The 18,149-nt window shown below is 67.1% G+C and carries 10 protein-coding genes; 8 read left to right on the top strand and 2 right to left on the bottom strand.

Features of this window, described 5'->3' with window-relative positions; all coding sequences use genetic code 11:
- Positions 1-52: 52 nt before the first annotated feature.
- The gene (cysS, locus tag AB4Y67_RS16160) at positions 53-1,522 is read left to right on the top strand and encodes a cysteine--tRNA ligase (protein WP_441406780.1); all 1,470 of its coding nucleotides are present in this window, start codon (positions 53-55) and stop codon (positions 1,520-1,522) included.
- A 123-nt stretch (positions 1,523-1,645) separates the two neighbouring features.
- The gene (gene rlmB / locus AB4Y67_RS16155) at positions 1,646-2,632 is read left to right on the top strand and encodes a 23S rRNA (guanosine(2251)-2'-O)-methyltransferase RlmB (RefSeq protein ID WP_441406779.1); all 987 of its coding nucleotides are present in this window, start codon (positions 1,646-1,648) and stop codon (positions 2,630-2,632) included.
- 668 nt (positions 2,633-3,300) lie between these two features.
- Here the strand turns inward: rlmB and AB4Y67_RS16150 are convergent.
- Positions 3,301-4,104, bottom strand: coding sequence for a carbon-nitrogen hydrolase family protein (locus AB4Y67_RS16150; protein ID WP_441406778.1), 804 nt, complete (start codon positions 4,102-4,104; stop codon positions 3,301-3,303).
- Positions 4,105-4,221: 117 nt separating this feature from the next.
- Here AB4Y67_RS16150 and glgX point away from each other — a divergent pair, with 117 nt between their 5' ends.
- The 3 genes from glgX to AB4Y67_RS16135 all read left to right on the top strand — a co-directional run bounded on the left by glgX (position 4,222) and on the right by AB4Y67_RS16135 (position 7,258).
- On the top strand, positions 4,222-6,336 hold the full coding sequence (gene glgX / locus AB4Y67_RS16145; protein WP_441406777.1) for a glycogen debranching protein GlgX: 2,115 nt from the start codon (positions 4,222-4,224) through the stop codon (positions 6,334-6,336).
- A 62-nt stretch (positions 6,337-6,398) separates the two neighbouring features.
- Positions 6,399-6,893 (top strand): ribonuclease domain-containing protein, encoded by a 495-nt coding sequence (locus AB4Y67_RS16140; RefSeq protein ID WP_441406776.1) that lies wholly within the window; start codon positions 6,399-6,401, stop codon positions 6,891-6,893.
- 8 nt (positions 6,894-6,901) lie between these two features.
- A complete protein-coding gene (locus tag AB4Y67_RS16135; protein ID WP_441406775.1) occupies positions 6,902-7,258 on the top strand; it encodes a barstar family protein in 357 nt (118 codons plus the stop codon).
- A gap of 105 nt (positions 7,259-7,363) precedes the next feature.
- On the opposite strand, the gene glgP is transcribed toward AB4Y67_RS16135, so the two are convergent.
- Positions 7,364-9,982 (bottom strand): alpha-glucan family phosphorylase, encoded by a 2,619-nt coding sequence (glgP, locus tag AB4Y67_RS16130; protein WP_441406774.1) that lies wholly within the window; start codon positions 9,980-9,982, stop codon positions 7,364-7,366.
- A 142-nt stretch (positions 9,983-10,124) separates the two neighbouring features.
- Here glgP and AB4Y67_RS16125 point away from each other — a divergent pair, with 142 nt between their 5' ends.
- From AB4Y67_RS16125 to AB4Y67_RS16115, 3 genes are read left to right on the top strand one after another with little or no spacing between them, the layout of a single operon-like run.
- Positions 10,125-12,197, top strand: a complete 2,073-nt coding sequence (locus AB4Y67_RS16125) for an alpha-1,4-glucan--maltose-1-phosphate maltosyltransferase (protein ID WP_441406773.1) — start codon at positions 10,125-10,127, stop codon at positions 12,195-12,197.
- Positions 12,198-12,202: 5 nt separating this feature from the next.
- The gene (gene treS / locus AB4Y67_RS16120; protein WP_441406772.1) at positions 12,203-13,999 is read left to right on the top strand and encodes a maltose alpha-D-glucosyltransferase; all 1,797 of its coding nucleotides are present in this window, start codon (positions 12,203-12,205) and stop codon (positions 13,997-13,999) included.
- A 1-nt stretch (position 14,000) separates the two neighbouring features.
- Entirely contained in the window at positions 14,001-17,759 is a 3,759-nt protein-coding gene (locus tag AB4Y67_RS16115) for a 1,4-alpha-glucan branching enzyme (RefSeq protein ID WP_441406771.1), read from the top strand.
- Positions 17,760-18,149: the final 390 nt, after the last annotated feature.

Genomic DNA, 18,149 nt, shown 5'->3' with positions numbered 1-18,149 from the left:
CCCGGCGCGGTCCGGACCCCGGGGCGCGAACGCCATCGGCTAATCTGGAGCGGTGACCCTGCGCTTCTATGACACTGCATCCGCCGAAGTCCGCGACTTCGTCCCCCTGGTTCCGGGCAAAGTGAGCCTCTACTACTGCGGCGCCACGGTGCAGGGCATGCCGCACGTCGGGCACATCCGCTCCGCCATCGCCTTCGACCAGCTCACCCGCTGGCTGCAGTACCGCGGATTCCGCGTCACCTCGGTCCGCAACGTCACCGACATCGACGACAAGATCCTCGCCAAGTCCGCGGATTCCTTCGCCCCGGACTTTGAGGACGAGCCGGGCTCCGTCCGCGAGGAGGAGTGGTGGGCGCTGGCCTACCGCTACGAGCAGGAATTCCTCAAGGCGTACGACACCCTGGGCGTCTCCCGCCCCACCTATGAGCCGCGCGCCACCGGCCACATCCCGGAAATGCACGCCCTCATCCAGCAGCTGATCGACCGCGGCCACGCCTACCCGGCCCTCGACGGCTCCGGTGACGTGTACTTCGACGTGCGCTCCTGGGCCAAGTACGGCACGCTGACGCGCCAAAAACTCGACGACATGCAGGGGGCTCCCGATGCCGACCCCCGGGGGAAGAAGGACCCGCGCGACTTCGCCCTCTGGAAGGGCCACAAGGACGGGGAGCCGACGACGGCCAGCTGGGCCTCGCCGTGGGGCGCCGGCCGTCCGGGCTGGCACCTCGAATGCTCCGCGATGGTCACCAAGTACCTCGGCACCGAGTTCGACATCCACGGCGGCGGGCTGGACCTGAGGTTCCCGCACCACGAAAACGAGATGGCCCAGTCCCAGGCCGCGGGCCACGGCTTCGCCAACTTCTGGATGCACAACGGCATGGTCACCTACGCCGGCGAAAAGATGTCCAAGTCCATCGGCAACACGGTCAGCCCGGCCGATATGCTGGAACTCGCGCCGCCGCGCGTGGTCCGGTACTACCTCGGCCAGGCGCAGTACCGCTCGGTGCTGGACTACCAGCCGACGTCCCTGCAGGAAGCTGCAGCAGCCATGGAGCGCATCGATGGCTTCATCAGCCGCGCCCTCCGGACCCTCGCCGGCGTCGACGGCGGCACCCCCGTCAGCGTCAGCTTCGCCAGCTACGGCACCGTCCCCGACGCCTTTGCCGCAGCGATGGATGACGACCTCAACGTCCCGCAGGCCCTCGCGGTCCTGCACGACACCGTCCGGGCGGGCAACACCGCGCTGACTGCCGGAGAGCTCGACGCCGCCCGGGAGGCACTCGCCAGTGTCACCGACATGCTGCGTGTCCTTGGTCTCAATGACACCGCGGCGCCGGCCGTGGACGAACAGGGCAACACCGCCCTTGGCGTCCTCGTTGAGGCGCAGCTCTCGGCCAGGGCACAGGCCCGCGCCAGCAAGGACTGGGCCGCCTCGGACGCCATCCGCGATACCCTCGCCGCCGCCGGCGTCGTCGTCGAGGACGGCCCCGACGGCGCAAACTGGGCCCTCAAACGCGGCTGATCCGGGGCCGTTCCCGGCGCTGAACCAGGGCACCGCCAACCCCCGCGGTCGAGGATTTAAGTCGAGTCAGTAGACTGGAGTTCAGACTTATCAACAAATCGCGTAGTTAAAAGGGTGAAACTCATGGCCAACAACGGTCGCCGCTCGGTCAAACTGAAGAAGGGCCCCACCGTCGGAACCGGCGGCCACGGCCGCAAGGCTCTCGAGGGCAAGGGGCCGACGCCCAAGGCGGAGGACCGCCCGTACCACAAGGCCCACAAGAACAAGCAGCTCTCGGAACGCTCCGCCGCCAAGCGCCCGGGTGCCCCGCGCAACGCCGGTGCCCGCTCCGGCCCCAAGGGCCGCGCCACCGAGGAAGTCGTCACCGGACGCAACTCCGTCGTCGAGGCCCTGCGCGCCGGCATCCCGGCCAAGGCCCTGCACGTTGCCATCCGCATCGAGATGGACGACCGCGTCAAGGAGTCCCTCAAGCTCGCGGCCGAGCGCGGCATCCCGCTGCTCGAGACCGGCAAGCCGGAACTGGACCGGATGACGGACGACGCCATCCACCAGGGCCTCGTGCTGCAGATCCCGCCGTACGAGTACCAGGACGCCTACGAGCTCGCGGAAGAGACCATCGATGCCTGGAAGAAGGGCCATGTCGCCAACGCGCCGCTCTTCGTCGCGCTCGACGGCATCACCGACCCGCGCAACCTTGGCGCGATCATCCGCTCCGTCTCGGCGTTCAGCGGCCACGGCGTCATCGTCCCGGAGCGCCGCTCCGTCGGCGTCACCGCCTCGGCCTGGAAGACCAGCGCCGGCGCCGCCGTCCGCGTCCCCGTGGCACGCGCGGCCAACCTGAACAACACGCTGAAGGCGTTCAAGAACATGGGCATCTATGTTCTGGGGCTCGACGGCGACGGCGACGTCTCGCTGCCCGACCTCGCCCTGGCCACCGAGCCGGTCTGCATCGTCGTCGGTTCCGAAGGCAAGGGCCTCAGCCGCCTGGTCCGCGAAAACTGCGACCAGATCGTCTCCATCCCGATCGACTCCGCCATGGAATCGCTCAACGCCTCCATGGCCGTCGGCATCTCGCTCTACGAGATCTCCCGCCAGCGCGCCGCCAAGTAACCTTCGCTTCGGATGGCGGTTCGGTTTGCCGTCACCCTAGTCGTGGTTGGGTCCGCCGGTACCGGAGCTTTGCCGTCGCTTAGACACCTCCCGACGACGCTTCCGGCCGCGGGCGGCCTGCAGCGTCTCTGGTCGGCGATGCGCTCCTTTGCAAAACTCCGGTACCGGCTCTGACGCTCCCTCACCTTTGGCGCGTGGACAGCGGAAGCTCCCTCACGTTTGGCGGGCGGACGGCGGACGCTCCCGCACTTTTGGCGGGCGGACGGCGGACGCTCCCGCACTTTTGGCGGGCGGACGGCAGACGCTCTCTCACGTCTGGCGACAATTCGGGCAACGCTCTCTCACGTCTCGTGAGGGAGCGTTTCCAGTTAAACGGCGAAAGGTGAGGGAGCGTCGTTTTCCCGGAGTACCCCGACGTGAGGTGGGCTGAATATCGAGCGGGCGGCGGGGTCTTGCAAAGGAGCGCATCGCCGACCAGAGCTTCCGCAGGCCTTCCGCGGCCGGAGGAAGCGGAGGGAGGAAGAGAAGCCCCGAGGGACCCGAACTGAGCTTGCGAAGTTTGGGAAGGGGCTGAACGCTAAGCGACGGCAAGGCGCCGGTGTCCGCGGAACGTGACCACAGCGAGGGTGACCACGGCGAAAGTGCCCACGGCCGAACCCGCGGCCAGCCTAGAACTTGTGGCGGTTGGCGAGGACCGGGAGTTTGGTGCGGGCTTCCTTGACGACGGCGGGGTCCAGGTCGGCGAACAGCAGGCCGGGGGCGCCGTCGAGCTCTTCGAGGACTTCTCCGAACGGGGAGACGACGACGGAGTGCCCGACGCCGGTGGGCGCCGCGCCCTTGGGCTCGATGCCCTGGCTGGCGGGGTCGCCCTGGCCGCAGGCGAGGACGAGGGTGGTGGAGTCCGCGGCGCGGGCCCGGGCCAGGAGCTTCCACTGGTCGGCCTTGCCGGGGCCGGAGCCCCAGGATGCGCACACGATGTTGACCTCGGCGCCCCGGTCCGCGTTTTCGGTGAACAGTGCCGGGAAACGGATGTCGTAGCAGGTGGCCAGGCCAAAGGTCACGCCGTCGAACTCGAAGGTGACGGGCGAGGTGCCGGCGTCGACAGTGTCTGATTCCGCGAAGCCAAAGGCGTCGAAGAGGTGGATCTTGTCGTAGCTGGTCTCGATGCCGCGGCCCGTGACCAGCAGGGTATTGCGCACCTTGCCGCCGTCGCCCCCGGCGCCCGGGGTGAACATGCCTGCGACGATCACGATGTCCTGGTCCGCGGCGATGGCGCGCAGCCGTGATGCCCACGGTCCGTCCAGCGGCTCCGCGATGTCCAGGAGCGAGTTGCCGAAGGCACGCATCGTGGCCTCGGGGAACACCACGAGCTCTGCGCCGCCGGCTTTGGCCCGGGCCGCGTAGTCCGCCACGAGGGCCAGATTTTCGGCCAGATCGCGTCCGGTGATGATTTGAGCGAGTGCAATCCGCACTATTACCTCCAATTTCGGCGCTTGTTCCAGTATGCAACGCCGCTATTCCGTACACTGCACTTCGTCAGGAAATGCAGGAACCGGGGTTATTTGTTCGGCCCCGCTAAACTTTAAGCAATGGTTATGCCCTACGTAGACACAGCTTCCACGGTAGACGCCTCGCGCGCGTTTCCGTTGGGAATCAGCGTTCCGGTCACCGGGTCGCCCGCAACGGACGACCCTCGGGGTGCCTTCGCGAATGTCGCTGTCTACGCGCCCGGGGTGACCACCCTCGAGATCGCCTACCAGGCGCCCGGCGGCATCTGGCAACTCAAGACGCTGCCGAATGTGACCGACGGCGTGCACCACGGCATCGTCGAAGGCATCCCGGCCGGCTCGAGGTACGGGTTCCGGGCCTCCCCGGACCATGAGGCGCTCCCGCTGTCCATGCCCGCCACTGATTTCGATGCAATCGGCGAGCAGCCACTGCTGCTGGACCCCTATGGCCGGGCCGTGGACGAGCGCGACGATTTCATCACCAGCGTCCGGATGGAAAGCGGTTTCGATTGGGGCAATGACCGCGGTCCCAGGGTCCCGTGGCGCAACACAATCATCTACGAGGCGCACGTCCGCGGTCAGACCAAGCTCCACCCGGACATCCCCGAAGACCTCCAGGGCACGTACGCCGGGCTGGCCCACCCGGCCATGATCGAGCACCTGATCGCGTTGGGGGTCACCGCCGTCCAGCTCCTTCCGGTGCACTTCCACGTGGACGAACCGCACCTGCAAAACCTCGGCATGACGAATTACTGGGGCTACAACACTGCCGCGTTCTTCGCCCCGCACCCCGGCTACGCCACGGCGGCGGCGCAGGCGGCCGGCCCGCAGGCCGTCCAGGACGAGTTCAAGGGCATGGTCAAGCTCTTGCACGCCGCCGGGCTCGAGGTGATCCTCGACGTCGTCTATAACCACACTGCCGAGGGTGGCCCGGACGGCCGGACGCTCAGCTTCCGCGGACTGGGCGAGATGACGTATTACCGCAATGACGGCCACGGCAAGTACGTGGACACCACCGGATGCGGCAACAGCCTGAACTTCGGCGAGCCCCGCGTGGTGCAGCTGGTCCTGGATTCACTGCGCTACTGGCTGACTGAGTTCCACATCGACGGCTTCCGCTTCGACCTCGCGGTGACGCTGGCCCGCAATGCCGCCAACGAATTCGATCCCCGGCACCCGTTCCTCGTCGCGATCGGCGCCGACCCGGTGCTGTCGGCCACGAAACTCATCGCCGAACCCTGGGACATCGGCTACGGCGGCTGGCAGACCGGCCGTTTTCCGGCCGGCTGGGTGGACTGGAACGATCACTTCCGCGACGCCGTCCGCAGCTTCTGGCTCGCCGACCGCGCCGCGATCGACGGCGGCGGGCAGGGCGGCTCCGTGGCCCGCCTCGCCGACGCACTCTCCGGCTCGGCGCGGCTGTTCGAGCCGTCCGGCCGGTCCCGGCTCGCCTCGGTCAACCTCATCACAGCTCACGACGGTTTCACCCTGGCCGATCTCGTGTCCTACGACCGCAAGCACAACGAGGCCAACGGCGAGCAAAACCGTGACGGCCACGGCGACAACCGCAGCTACAACCACGGCTTCGAGGGCCCCACGGAGGATGAGGACATCCTCGCCCGGCGTGCGCAGTCCAGCCGCAACCTGATGGCGTCGCTCATGATTTCCCAGGGCGTGCCCATGATCACCGCCGGCGACGAGCTCGGCCGCACCCAGCAGGGCAACAACAACGCCTACTGCCAGGACAACCCGATGACCTGGATCGACTGGACCAGCACTCCCGAATCACACTCGATGCTGCGCACCACCAAACGCGTGATCCGACTCCGCAAGGAATTCCTCGCCGGGCAGCCGCACGACTACCCGACCCGCGATAAGCAGTCCTACTTCCACTGGTTCGACGAGCGCGGCGAGCCGATGGCCGGAGACAGCTGGCAGGATCCGGGGCACCGTGTGGTGCAGCTCCTGCTCGGTTCCGACGACGGCCACGTGGACGGACTCGTGGTGGTCAACGGCGGAGTCCAGGACGTCAAGGTCACGCTGCCGCCGCTCAGCAACGAGGACGGCACCGGCCACCGGCTCTTCGAACTGCGCCTGACCACGTCCGGGCTCCATGACCGGCGCCAGGGCGTCCGGGTCGCCTCGGGGGAGCGCGACGTCGTGCAGGCCAATTCCATCAACATCTACCGCACGTAATAACGGGCAAAATAGCGGGCAAACGCAGTCCGGCCCTCGATCCAGGCATAGGGGAACCACAAGTGAAGCTCCAGCGGCTGACGGCCCTGCTTGCCCTGCTGGCCGGGCTGGTGGTGTTGGCGTTTGTGCTGGCCGGCATGCCGCAGCAGGGAACGGCGCCGCCCGACGCCGGCCAGCCTGCCAGCACCAAGCCAGCCACCAGCCCGCCTGCGGCGCCGGCATCGTCCGCCGTCGTGAACCCGCCCGCGACGCCGGCCGTCGCAAACACGTCCGGCCTGCCGGAAGTGCTGGCCTCGGAACTTCCCGACGAAGCCCGCCGGACGCTGGCGCTCATTGCCCGGGGCGGCCCCTATCCGTACACCCGCGATGACGTCACTTTCGGCAATTTCGAGCGCGTTCTTCCGCGGAAGTCCTCCGGCTATTACAAGGAATACACGGTCCCGACGCCGGGCGAATCGGACCGCGGCGCCCGCCGGATCGTGGCCGGAAAAGCGGGCGAGAAGTATTACACCGCGGACCATTACAACTCGTTCAAATTCATCATCGAAGGAAAATAAAGGAACCCATGAAGATTTACTCCGCAGACACCTGGACCATCGAGGAACTGCAGGCCCTGGTGGCCGACGCCGGCCGGCGCACGGTGCTGATTCCCGCCGCTGACACCAAGCGAACCGTCCTCGAGACGTTCGCGGAGACGCTGGACTTCCCGGAGGACTACGGCGTGAACCTCGACGCCCTCAACGATTCCCTGCACGACTTCGCCGATGCAGTCTCCGACGACGACCAGGCCCCGATCACGTTCATCTGGGAAGTCCCTTCAGCCTTCCGCGCGGACCGTTCCTTCGGCGTCATCTGCGAAATCCTGCAGGACGCGGAACGTTACGCCGGAAAGAACCTGGCCGTGATCGCCGTCTGCCTCTAATCGCAGCCGCGCAAGGCCGTTCCGCGAACCGGTTATCCGGAAGCGTGCGTCTAAGCGAGGAACGAGCGAGCACGCGGAGGATGGCCGGTTTGCGGAACGACGGCTTTAGGCGTTGACGATGAGGCCCAGTTCCGCCTTGGACGCGAGGGCCGCGTTCTTCGGGAGCACCCGGACCGTGTAACCGAAGGAACCGGACCGGTCGATCACCACCGTGCCGCTGAAAAGATGCCGGCCCTTGCCGAGGTCTTCAATCGCCTTCAGCTCCGCCACCGTGACGTCGGCCAGCTCGTCGCTGTCCTCCGCCTTGCCGTACGCCACCTCGACGGACACATCATCCGGGGTGAGATCGCGCAGGCCCACGTAGGCATTGACCTGGAGCATGTCGCCGATCTGCGGGTCCTCCGACACACCCACCGAGTCCACATGCTCCACCTGGATCTGGGGCCAGGCGGCCCGGACCCGTGAGGTCCAGGCCGCGAGGGCCTTCGCCTCGGCAAAATTGTCCGCCACGGCACGGCGGCCGGCGACGGCGGCAGGGCGGTACAGCACGTTGACGTAGTCCTTCAGCATCCGGTCCGCCGAGACCGCCGGGCCCAGGTGGGACATGGTGTGCTTGATCATCGAGACCCAGTGCGTGGGGACAGCCTGCGGCCCCGACGTCGAAGGCCCGGCAGCGCCGGCGCCGTCGGACACCGTGAGCCCGTAGAAGCGCGGGGCGACCTGCGTCTCCAGCAGCTCGTACAGCGCAGCGGCCTCGATGTCGTCGCGTTCCTCGGGGGACGCGTCGTTGTTGGCGGTCGGGATCGCCCAGCCGTTCTCGCCGTCGTACATCTCGTCCCACCAGCCGTCCAGGACGGAGAGGTTGAGCGAGCCGTTCAGGGCGGCCTTCATCCCGGAGGTGCCGCACGCCTCCAGCGGACGCAGCGGGTTGTTCAGCCACACATCGCAGCCCGGGAACAGGGTCCGGGCCATGGCGATGTCGTAATTGGGCAGGAACGCGATCCGGTGCCGCACGGCGGGGTCGTCGGTGAACCGGACCAGGTCCTGGATCATCTTCTTGCCCGCGTCGTCGGCCGGGTGCGACTTGCCCGCGATGACCAGCTGGATCGGGTGGGTCTTGTGCAGCAGCAGCGCCTTGAGCCGCTCGGGCTCGCGCAGCATCAGGGTGAGCCGCTTGTAGGTGGGCACGCGCCGGGCGAAACCGATGGTCAGGATGTCCGGGTCCAGCACGGAATCCGTCCAGGCGAGCTCGGCGTCGGCCGCACCGCGCTTCTTCCAGGCGGCCCGGAGGCGGCGCCGGACGTCCTCCACGAGGGACACGCGCATCTCGCGGCGGAGGGCCCACACGTCCTCGTCGCTGACGTTGTAGGCGAGGTCCCAGCGGCCCTGCTCTTCCGCGTCGGAGCCGAACTGGTCACGGGCCAGGGCAGAGACGCGCGGATCCACCCACGTGGGCACGTGCACGCCGTTGGTGACAGACGTGATGGGCACCTCGGAGTGGTCGAATCCGGGCCACAGCGCGGAGAACATGCCGCGGGACACTACACCGTGCAGCTTGGCCACACCGTTGGCGCGCTGGGCCAGCCGCAGGCCCATGACGGCCATGTTGAACACGAACGGGTTGCCGTCGGTGTAGTCCTCGCGGCCGAGGTTCAGGATTTTGGCCACCGGAACGTCGGGAGCCAGCCCGGCGTCGAAGAAGTGCTGGATCTGCGAGACCTCGAACCGGTCAATGCCGGCCGGGACCGGGGTGTGGGTCGTGAACACGGTGGAGGCGCGTCCGGCGGCCAGTGCTTCGTCCCAGGTCAGCGGTTCCGCGGCGGACATCATTTCCTGGATCCGCTCCACCCCGAGGAAACCGGCGTGGCCCTCGTTGGTGTGGAATACTTCCGGCGCGGGGCTGCCGGTGAGCTGCTGGAAAGCGCGCAGGGCTTTGACACCGCCCATGCCGAGCAGGAGTTCCTGCTGGAGGCGGTGGTCGCCGCCGCCGCCGTACAGGCGGTCGGTGATGCCGCGCGCGGCCTCGTCGTTGCCCGGCACGTTGGAGTCCAGGAGCAGGAGCGGGACACGCCCGACGTCGGCCCGCCAGACGTGCGCCAGCAGGCGGCGGCCGTTGGGGAGCGGCAGTGAGATCTGGATGGGCTTGCCGTTGCCGTCGGCGGAAGCTTCGCGCAGCAGGGTCAGCGGCAGCCCGTCGGGATCCAGGACAGGATACGTTTCCTGCTGCCAGGCGTCACGGGACAGGGACTGCTTGAAGTAGCCGGCCTGGTAGAGCAGGCCGACGCCGATCAGCGGCACGCCAAGGTCCGAGGCTGCCTTCAGGTGGTCGCCGGCGAGGATGCCGAGGCCGCCGGAGTACTGGGGCAGCACCTCGGTGATGCCGAACTCGGGGGAGAAGTAGGCGATGCACGCCGGCGCACCGTCGCCGAGGCTCTGGTACCAGCGGGGCTGCTCGAGGTACTGGTCGAGGTCCTCGGCGGCGGCGTGGACCCGCTGCACCACGTCCTGGTCTGCGGCGAGGCGCTGCAGCTCCTCCCTGCTGACCAGGCCGAGGAAGCGCACCGGATCGTGGGAGCTCTCGGCCCAGATTTTCGGGTTCAGGCCCTCGAAAAGCTGCCGGGTGGGCCGGTGCCACGACCACCGAAGATTCGTGGCCAGGCGGGCAAGCGGCCGGATCGGCTCGGGAAGAACGGTTCGGACGGTAAATCTGCGGATTGCCTTCACCAGCGAAACACTAACCGACAAGTCGGGGGCCCGGAACCGCTTTAAGTCTCTTTTGTATAAATGACGGACCGGCTTCCGGAAAACCTCCGGAAAAACTGAGCAGGCTTAGCAATCTGGCCGATTTGTCGATAACGTCGAGCCTGTGACGACTAACTCGCGAACCAGTGCCGTGTCCAAGCAAAAGCCGAAGGCCCTGATCACGGAAGGCCTTCGTTTTGGCCGTTTTCCGATCACCGCTGTACAGCCTGCGGTCGAAGGCGGAAAATTCCCTGCCAAGGCAGTCGTCGGAGAAACCCTGGTGGTGGGCGCCACCGCTTTCCGCGAAGGCCACGACCTGCTCGGCGTCAGCGCTGTCCTGCTGGATCCCCGCGGAAAAGAACGACAGCGCGTCCGTCTCGCCCCGCCCCGCGGCAACCGCGGGAAGGGAACCGACCGCTGGGAAGGCCTGCTGACCCCGACCGCCACGGGCAACTGGTCCTTCGTCATCGAGGCCTGGCACGACCGCTACGGCACCTGGCACCACAACGCCGAGGTTAAGGTCGAAGCCGGCATCGACGTCGAGCTGATGCTGGCCGAGGGCGCCGCGCTGCTCTCCGAAGCCTCCGAGGACTCATCCCGCCCGTCCGCGGACCGGCGGACCCTGCGGATGGCCGTCGTCGGGCTCAACGACGCCGGCAAGACGCCCGAGGAGCGCCTCGCCGCCGGATTCGGCCCCGAGGTGGCCGCCGTCGTCGACCGCCAGCCGATCCGCGAACTGGTGACCGTCTCCGAGAACTACCCCCTGCTGGTGGAGCGCGAGCTCGCGGGCCGGGGCTCCTGGTACGAATTCTTCCCGCGGTCCGAAGGCGCCGTCCGCGACCCCGGCACGGGTGAATGGACCTCCGGCACCTTCCGCACGGCCGCCCAGCGGCTCGACGCCGTCGCGGCCATGGGGTTCGACATCATCTACATGCCGCCGATCCACCCGATCGGCATCCAGCACCGCAAGGGCCCGAACAACACGCTGCTCGCCGGGCCGCACGATCCGGGCTCCCCTTGGGCCATCGGTGCCAAGGAGGGCGGCCACGACGCCATCCATCCGGAGCTCGGCACGTTTGAAGACTTCGACGCCTTCGTGGCGCGGGCCGGGGAACTGGGGCTGGAAGTCGCCCTGGATCTCGCGCTGCAGGCCGCGCCGGACCACCCCTGGGTCCAAAGCCACCCCGAGTGGTTCACCACCCGCGTTGACGGCAGCATCGCCTACGCGGAGAACCCGCCGAAGAAGTACCAGGACATTTTCCCGCTCAACTTCGACAACGACCCCGCCGGCCTCTCCAACGAGATCCTGCGCATCGTTTTCCTGTGGGTGAGCCACGGCGTCAAGATCTTCCGCGTCGACAACCCGCACACCAAGCCGGTGTGGTTCTGGGAATGGCTGATCGCCAAGGTCAACAAGAAGCACCCCGACGTCGTCTTCCTCGCCGAGGCGTTCACCCGCCCGGCCATGATGCACGCGCTGGGGCGGGCCGGCTTCCAGCAGTCCTACACCTACTTCACCTGGCGGAACACCAAGGAGGAACTGGAGGAGTACTTCCAGGAGGTCAGCCACGAATCGCCGGCATTCTTCCGGCCGAACTTCTTCGTCAACACCCCGGACATCCTGACCGAATTCCTGCAGTATGGCGGGCCGCCCGCGTTCAAAATCCGGGCCGCACTGGCTGCCACTGCCAGTCCCATCTGGGGCGTCTACGCCGGCTTCGAACTCTACGAGCACGTGGCCCGGCCCGGCGCCGAGGAGTACATCGACAACGAGAAATTCGAGTACAAGGACCGTGACTGGGACGCCGCGGCCGAATCCGGCCGGACGCTGGCCCCATACCTCACCCGGCTCAACGCGATCCGCCGGGCACACCCCGCCCTCGGGGACCTGCAGAACCTGACGGTGCACGCAAGCACGGACAACGCCACAGTCGTCTACTCGAAGCACAAGACCCTTCCCGACGGCACCAAGGACACGCTCATCGTCGTCGTAAACGTAGACCCGCACGGCATCCGGGAAAGCACGGTGACCCTGGACCTGGCGGCACTGGAGCTGGACCCGGAGAACCTGACGCACAACGGCCGCTTCCTGGTGGATGATCTGGTGACCGGCGAGAGCTGGGAATGGGGCGAGTACAACTACGTTCGCCTGGACGCCCACGTGGAACCCGCGCACATTCTTAGCATCCGGAGGTAGCACGAGTGAGTTTCAGCGCGACGAACCCCAGCCAGCACTTCAGCCCGAAGGGCACCTTTGAATTGAACGCGCCCGGCCTCCAGCATGATCCCCACTGGTACCGCAAGGCGGTCTTCTACGAAGTGCTGGTCCGGGGGTTCGCGGACGGAAACGGCGACGGGTCCGGTGACTTCCACGGGCTGATCGAGAAACTGGACTACCTGCAGTGGCTCGGCGTCGACTGCCTCTGGCTCCCGCCGTTCTTCCAGTCACCGCTCCGGGACGGCGGCTACGACATCTCGGATTACAACTCCGTCCTCGACGAATTCGGCACCATCAGCGATTTCAAGCGCCTCGTCGCGGAGGCCCATGCCCGCGGCGTGCGCGTGATCATCGACCTCCCGCTGAACCACACCTCGGACCAGCACCCGTGGTTCCAGGAATCCCGCAAGGATCCGGAGGGGCCGTTCGGCGACTTCTACGTCTGGAGCGACACGGACGAGAAGTACGAAGACGCCCGCATCATCTTCGTGGACACGGAGGAATCCAACTGGACCTTCGACCCGATCCGCCGCCAGTTCTTCTGGCACCGCTTCTTCAGCCACCAGCCCGACCTCAACTTTGAGAACCCCAAAGTCATCGACGCGCTCTTCGACGTCGTACGGTTCTGGCTGGACCAGGGCATCGACGGATTCCGTGCGGACGCCATCCCGTACCTCTTCGAGGAAGAGGGCACCAACTGCGAGAACCTGCCGCAGACCCACGAGTTCCTGCGCAAGCTGCGCAAGATGGTCGACGAAAGCTACCCGGGCCGCGTGATCATCGCCGAGGCAAACCAGCCGCCGGCCGAAGTGGTGGAGTACTTCGGCAGCCAGGAAGAACCGGAATGCCACATGGCATTCCACTTCCCGATCATGCCGCGGCTCTACTACGCGCTGCGGGACCAGAAGGCGGCGCCCATCATCGAAACGATGAAGGACACCCCGAACATCCCCGAAGGCGCCCAGTGGGGCACCTTCCTGCGGAACCACGACGAGCTCACACTGGAAATGGTCACCGCCGACGAGCGGGCCGCCATGCTCGGCTGGTACGCCCCGGACCCGCGCATGCGCGCCAACATTGGGATCCGGCGCCGGCTCGCGCCGCTGCTGGACAACTCCCGCTCCGAGATCGAACTCATCAACGCCCTGCTGCTCTCCCTGCCCGGCAGCCCGTTCCTGTACTACGGGGACGAGATCGGCATGGGCGACAACATCTGGCTCGAGGACCGCGACGCGGTCCGCACCCCGATGCAATGGAACCCGGACCGCAACGCCGGGTTCTCCAATGCCGACCCGGGCAAGCTCTACCTCCCCGTGATCCAGTCGCTGGTCTACAACTACAGCATGGCCAATGTGGAGGCCGAGGCGGCGCATTCCGGTTCGCTGCTGCGCTGGACCCGCCAGATCCTCAGTGTCCGGAAGAACCACCCGGCCTTCGGGCTGGGCGGCTTCGAGCACGTCGAAGCGGACCACGACGTCGTCCTCGCCTACCTGCGCGAACTGCCGGCCGGTAACGCCGCCGGTGAGGAGCCGGAGACTGTCCTGTGCGCCTTCAACCTGTCCCAGCACCCGGTGGCCACCACTTTGAGGGTTCCGAGGTTCGCCGGCCGCGGCCTGCGGGACGTGTTCGGCGGGCAGGCGTTCCCGGCGATCTCCGACGACGGAACCCTGACGCTGACCCTGGGCAGCCACGATTTCTTCTGGCTGCGGATCCGCTCGGCCGCCTCCAACCCGGCGTCGCCCCACACGCAGGCCATGCCGATCCTGTCCATCGAAGGCTGAGATGAGCCGACCGACCCTTACCCCTGCCCTGAGCGGACTGCTCGGCGGCTGGCTTCGGCGCCAGCGCTGGTTCCCCGTGAAGAGCGCGGCGTTCAGCTTCGAACCGGCCGGGGGCCTGAGCCTCGCCAGCGGCCCGGACGGACCTGGCAGCCCCGGCGGTCCTGGCGGCGCCACCGCTGCCGGACTCGAGGTGCTGCTGCTGGCCGTGAGCTACCCGACGCCGGACGGTTCCCGTACCGACGTCGTCCAGGTCCCGCTCAGCATCCGCAGCGCGCCTCTGTTGGGGGCGGAATCAGCGCTGATCGGTCAGATTTCCGGGCCAGGTCCCGCCGGAGCCTCCGGCCAGGCCGGATCCGCCGGGGCGGAGACTTCCGCCGGAGCGCCCGGTGCCCGGTGGATCTACGACGGCGTCCACGACCCGGCGTTCATCGCGGCATGGCTGGAACTGATGCGCGGCGGCGGCAGCCCTCCGTCCGGGAACGCGACCGGCCACCTCGTTGCATCCGGCTACGTCCTGCCCCGGGCCACCGGCGTCGTGAAAGTACTCTCCGGGGAGCAGTCCAACAGTTCGGTGATCGTCGACGACGGCGAATCCGCCGCGATCCTGAAGTTTTTCCGGGTACTGTCCGAAGGCCAGAACCCGGAGGTGGAAATCGGTGCTGCCCTGACCGCCGGACACACCGTTGAAGTGCCGGCCACCCTCGGCTGGGTGACCGGGGAGTGGGAGCCCCCGTCCGGGCAGAACGCCACCGGCACCGCGGTCGGCGAACTGGCAGTGGCACACGAGTTTCTTGCGGGCGGGCTGGATGCCTGGCGGCTCGCCGTCGATGCGGCGAGCGGCGGGCGGGGTTTCACCGCCGAGGCCCACGCGCTCGGCGCCGCCACCGCAGCAGTGCACCGCCGGCTTGCCGAGGCCCTCGGCGTCGCCTCCGAATCCGTTCCCGGCGGCGACATTGCGCCCGGTGTGGCCGCGCGCGTGCGTCAGTCCTGGGCGCAGGCCGGGACCGCCGTCGGCCCCTTTAGTGAAGCACTTGACCGGCTCCTCGTGCGGCTCGAAGGCAGCGGCGCCGGCCCCCTGCAACGGATCCACGGCGATCTCCACCTCGGGCAGATCCTCCAGGTTCCGGGCGGTGCCGGGAAGGCGCCGCGCTGGGCCATCCTCGATTTTGAGGGCGAGCCGCTCCGGCCGATTTCTGAGCGCAATTTCCCGGATGTCCCGCTGCGCGACGTTGTGGGAATGCTGCGGTCCTTTGACTACGCCGCCGGCGCGGCCATCCGGGAGCACCCGGACGCGGACGTCCCGGAATCCTGGGTCGATGACTGCGCCGAGGCCTTCCTGGCCGGCTACGCGGAAGTCATCCCCGGCAGCATCGACCGGGATTCGCCCCTCTTCGTGGCGCTTTGGCTCGACAAAGCGCTCTACGAAGTCATCTACGAACTACGGAACAGACCGGACTGGCTCCCCATTCCGGTCCACGCATCACGTCGTCTCCTCGGCAGTACTGGCTCCGGCGTCCCGGCCGAAGCCGCAGCGGAAGGTATCAAAATGACAGGTTCAGCACGTATCGATCGTCCAGGAAGTCCCATGCCGGTGGATGCGGACACCCTGGCGAGGGTCGCCTCCGGCGAACACCATGCGCCGCACTCGGTCCTGGGCGCGCACCTCGATGACCACGGGCACGTCACCATCCGCACGGTCAAGCACCTCGCCGAAGCCGTCTCCGTTGTGACCGCCGCCGGCACTTTCCCGATGACACACGAGTCCGGCGGGGTATGGGTTGCCGTGCTGGAGCCGGTGGACTCGGGGCATGTGCCGGACTACCGGCTGGAAGTGACCTACGAGGGCCAGACGCCGCAGGCAGCCGATGACCCCTACCGCTACCTGCCGACCATCGGTGAACTGGACCTGCACCTGATCGGTGAAGGCCGCCACGAGCGCCTCTGGGATGTGCTCGGCGCACATGTCCAGCACTACAAGTCCACCATGGGCGACGTCGACGGCGTTTCTTTCGCGGTGTGGGCGCCGAACGCCCAGGCGGTGCGCGTCAAGGGCGACTTCAACGGCTGGGACGGGCGGCAGCACTCGATGCGGTCCCTCGGCTCCTCCGGGGTCTGGGAACTCTTTATCCCGGGCGTTGTAGCAGGGGCGTGCTACAAATTTGAGCTCCGGACCAAGCACGGCTACTGGGTGGAGAAGGCGGATCCGCTGGCGTTCGGCACCGAGGTCCCGCCGCTGACGGCGTCGCGCGTCGTCGAGCCCTCCTACGCCTTCAAGGACACAGAGTGGATGGAGGCCCGGGCCGGGCAGGATCCGCACAACTCGCCGATGAGTGTCTATGAAGTGCACCTCGGCTCCTGGCGGGTCGGTCTCAGCTACCGGGAACTGGCCAAAGAGTTGGTGGCCTACGTCAAGTGGCTTGGCTTCACCCACGTGGAATTCATGCCGGTGGCAGAGCACCCCTTCGGCGGATCCTGGGGCTACCAGGTCACGTCCTACTTCGCCCCGACGTCGCGCTTCGGCCACCCCGACGAATTCCGGTACCTCGTGGACGAACTCCACCAGGCCGGCATCGGCGTGCTGCTGGACTGGGTGCCGGCTCACTTTCCCAAGGATGAATGGGCGCTGGCCCGGTTCGACGGCGAGGCGCTGTACGAGCACGCCGACCCGAACCTTGGCGAACACCCGGACTGGGGAACGCTGATCTTTGACTTCGGCCGCCGCGAGGTCCGCAACTTCCTCGTCGCCAACGCGCTGTACTGGCTCGACGAATTCCACATCGACGGCCTGCGCGTGGACGCCGTCGCCTCGATGCTCTACCTCGACTACTCCCGTGAGGAGGGGCAATGGCAACCGAACCGGTTCGGCGGACGGGAAAACCTCGAGGCCATCTCCTTCCTGCAGGAAGTCAACGCCACGGTCTACAAGACGCACCCCGGCGCGGTGATGATCGCCGAGGAATCAACCGCATTCCCTGGCGTCACGGCGCCCACCAGCCAGGGCGGCCTGGGCTTCGGCATCAAATGGAACATGGGCTGGATGCACGACTCGCTCAAGTACATTTCCGAGGATCCGTTCAACCGCAAGTGGCACCACGGCACCGTCACCTTCTCCATGGTCTACGCCTACACGGAGAACTTCCTGCTGCCCATCAGCCACGACGAGGTGGTGCACGGCAAGGGATCGATGCTGCGCAAGATGCCCGGAGACCGCTGGCAGCAGCTGGCCAACCTGCGCACCTTCCTGGGATACCAGTGGGCGCACCCGGGCAAACAGCTGATCTTCATGGGCACAGAATTCGGCCAGGAAGCCGAATGGTCCGAGCAGCACGGCCTGGACTGGTGGCTGGCCGAAATTCCGGCGCACCGGGGCATGCAGCTCCTGACCAAGGACCTGAATGAGCTCTACAGCGCCACGCCGGCGCTCTACGAACAGGACAACGACCCCGCCGGCTTCCAGTGGATCAACGGCGGGGATTCGGACCGCAACGTCCTGACCTTCATCCGCCGGGATGCCGCGGGCAACCCGCTGGTCTGCGCCTTCAACTTCTCGGGCGGCCCGCACAACGACTTCCGCCTCGGTGTCCCCGCGGTGGGGGAGTGGCAGGAAGCGCTGAACACCGACGCCGACACGTATGGGGGATCCGGCGTCCTGAACAGCGGCACGCTGACAGCAACGGATGTGGGCATCGACGGCCAGCCGGCCACCCTCACCGTCACGCTGCCTCCCCTGGGTGCCGCGTACTTCAAACCCGTGAGCTGACGCCGGGCCCGGTGCCCCGGCGGCGGGCAGGCTAAGCTACGCCGAAGAGCCCGGAATCCCCGTGATTCCGGGCTTTTTTGGCGTTCTGCAGGAGGGTGCAGCGGCGCCCCTTTGTCACCAGGACGAAGTGGTGGTAGAGTTTATTTCCGCGCTGCTCCCCGGAGTTGATCGGCCAACAAGACCCAGATGCCTCACGGCGAGACTGAGTCGGGATGGCGATTTGACAAGGGTGAAGCGGCCCGGTAAGTTAGATAAGTTGCTCCGGAGCGATCCACGGCTGAGGTTGTGGTGGTGCCGGGTGTGTCTGTTGTTTGAGAACTCAATAGTGTGCCAAGTTTGTTGATACCAATTTATTGTATTGAATTGGTTGAATTGACCAGGTTGCGCCAC

This window comes from Arthrobacter sp. YAF17, assembly GCF_052113365.1.
GTDB lineage: Bacteria > Actinomycetota > Actinomycetes > Actinomycetales > Micrococcaceae > Arthrobacter.
This window is presented reverse-complemented; position numbering and strand designations above follow the sequence as displayed.

What these genes read in the sequence shown, in the direction of transcription:
- rlmB (WP_441406779.1), top strand. Translation starts at nt 1,646, where the DNA reads ATGGCCAACAACGGTCGCCGCTCGGTCAAACTGAAGAAGGGCCCCACC.
- glgX (WP_441406777.1), top strand. Translation starts at nt 4,222, where the DNA reads ATGGTTATGCCCTACGTAGACACAGCTTCCACGGTAGACGCCTCGCGC.
- AB4Y67_RS16135 (WP_441406775.1), top strand. Translation starts at nt 6,902, where the DNA reads ATGAAGATTTACTCCGCAGACACCTGGACCATCGAGGAACTGCAGGCC.
- AB4Y67_RS16115 (WP_441406771.1), top strand. Translation starts at nt 14,001, where the DNA reads ATGAGCCGACCGACCCTTACCCCTGCCCTGAGCGGACTGCTCGGCGGC.